Origin of the sequence: Roseomonas sp. 18066 (assembly GCF_902706185.1) — a bacterium.
Taxonomy (GTDB): Bacteria; Pseudomonadota; Alphaproteobacteria; order Acetobacterales; family Acetobacteraceae; genus Pseudoroseomonas.
The window spans coordinates 1-1870 of record NZ_CACSJM010000306.1; the positions used below are offsets into that span (position 1 = coordinate 1).

At 70.1% G+C, this 1870-nt stretch carries 2 protein-coding genes; both read right to left on the reverse strand.

What is annotated here, in order from left to right; all coding sequences use genetic code 11:
* Window positions 1-357 precede the first annotated feature (357 nt).
* Window positions 358-795: a hypothetical protein gene (locus GVN67_RS28890; protein WP_160000743.1), complete on the reverse strand. Its 438-nt coding sequence runs from the start codon at window positions 793-795 to the stop codon at window positions 358-360.
* 123 nt (window positions 796-918) lie between these two features.
* The coding region (locus tag GVN67_RS28895; RefSeq protein ID WP_160000744.1) for a DUF4214 domain-containing protein at window positions 919-1870 on the reverse strand (952 nt) is incomplete at its 5' end.

The window sequence follows — 1870 nt, forward strand, 5'->3', positions numbered from 1 at the left end:
CCCTGATCGCCATCGCCCGCAAGCTGCTCACCATCCTCAATGCCATCCTCCAAAGCTCAACACCCTGGAGAACCACAACCTCCGCGAAGGAGCAGACCGCTTGACACCCAAGACAGTCGCTTCTTTTTTCTTTCGGACTGCCGTCTCCACGTGGCGACGAGAGGTGAAACGGCCAATCAGCAGCGCGACCTGCAAGGGCGCGCTGTTTTTTATGAAAACGGCGTCCCGCCGTAATGCCCTGGTGTTGGTTGTTGTAAGGCGCAGGTCACGCCACAGCCGATGATCAGAAAAAAGATGGGCGCAAACGTATACGTTTGCGGGGGGAATTCATTCCCCCAGCCTTTGCCTGTCTTCTCTTCAATGACTTCTGAATGGATTGGCCAAGAGCAGCCCTCGCCGCCGGAATGCCAGCCCGAGGGCGAGGCCGGGCCCCATGGCGGCGTGGGCGCTGGTGGTGGGCAGCAGGCGCAGGAAGCCGGCCAGGGCTTCGCGGCGCGGGCTGCGCTGGCTGAGGGCGAAGGCCAGGAGCAGCGCGGGTTCCTGCCCGGTCAGCCGCGGCTGCAGCGGCGCGCCCAGGCCGAAATCGCCCAGCCGCAGCACGGCGTCCAGCCAGGGCGCGGCCTCGGCCAGGTCCTCGGCGACCAGCAGCAGGCGGGCGGCGGGCAAAGCGGGGTGGCCCTGGCGCGCGGCCTCGGCCCAGCGGCGCATCGCTTCCAGCAGCAGGGCCTCGGCAGCCGGCAGGGCCTCCGTGCTGGCATCGGTCCAGGGCCAGGTTGGCAGGCCGTGCGTCGCCATGCGGACATCTCCGATCGGGGATATCAGGCTGCGCCATGTGATAATCATTCGCAAGTAATTGCGGGCCTGGTCACGTAATTTACAGAAACGGCGGTGTGAGGCGGGACCGGCCGGCGCCCCTGGTCAATGCCCCGGCAGGGCGTCGTCGCGGTGGTGGCCGTCCATGCCGACCGCCATGACCAGGTCGGCGCGGTCGATGGCGTGGCTTTCCAGCAGCTCGGTCCAGTGGCCGAGCGAGACCGGGTCCATTTCCGTCGCATGGGCGTGGCGATAGACGGCGGCGACGAAGTCGCGGTCGCTCTCGTCGGCATGGGCGATCTGGTATTCGTCGCTGCGCAGGATGGCCTCGACCAGGCCGCGGGCGTCGAGCTCGCCGCTGGCGAGCGAATGGCCCCAGCGCGCCAGGTCGCCGGCATCGGCGGTGCGGTCCAGCAGGGTGTTGCAGGCGAGGGCGATCAGCTGGCTGACCGCGGCGCTGCCGGGCAGCATCGGCTCGGCGATCGGGGGCGTGGCCAGCGGGCCGGTGATATGCAGCTCGACCGGCGCGTCGTCGGTGGCGAGCCCTCCGGCCACCTGCTGCAGCGTGTGCAGCAGCAGCCCGCCATCGCGCTGGGCCAGCGTCGCCTGCACCTCGCCATCGCCGAGCAGCCCGCGCAGCGCCCCGGTCAGGTCGACGCCATCGGCCATGCCGCCGGACCAGAGCAGCAGCACCGGGCCTTCGCCGGCATGGCCGGGGGCGGAGGCGTCGATATGCAGCACCTCGCTGGCGCCGGCCATCTCGGGCAGGGTCAGCCGGCCGGAGGCCAGGTTCTGCTGGTCCTGCGGGGTCAGCCAGAGCAGCTCGCCGCTGGAGACCGAGACATGGGTGTGGCCGAAGGCGTCGGTGACGTTGCGCTCGGCCTGCCAGGCGAGCTTCAGGCTGCCGAGCAGCGTGTCGGAGGCTTCGGCGACCAGGTGGACCGAGGCCTCGGGCAGCGCCGGCAGCGGGACGCCGCCGGCATCGAGCCCGCCGGAGGGGGGAAGCTGCGGGGTCACGGGCGTCTCCGGCAGGGTGACGACGGGGGGGGTGGTGACG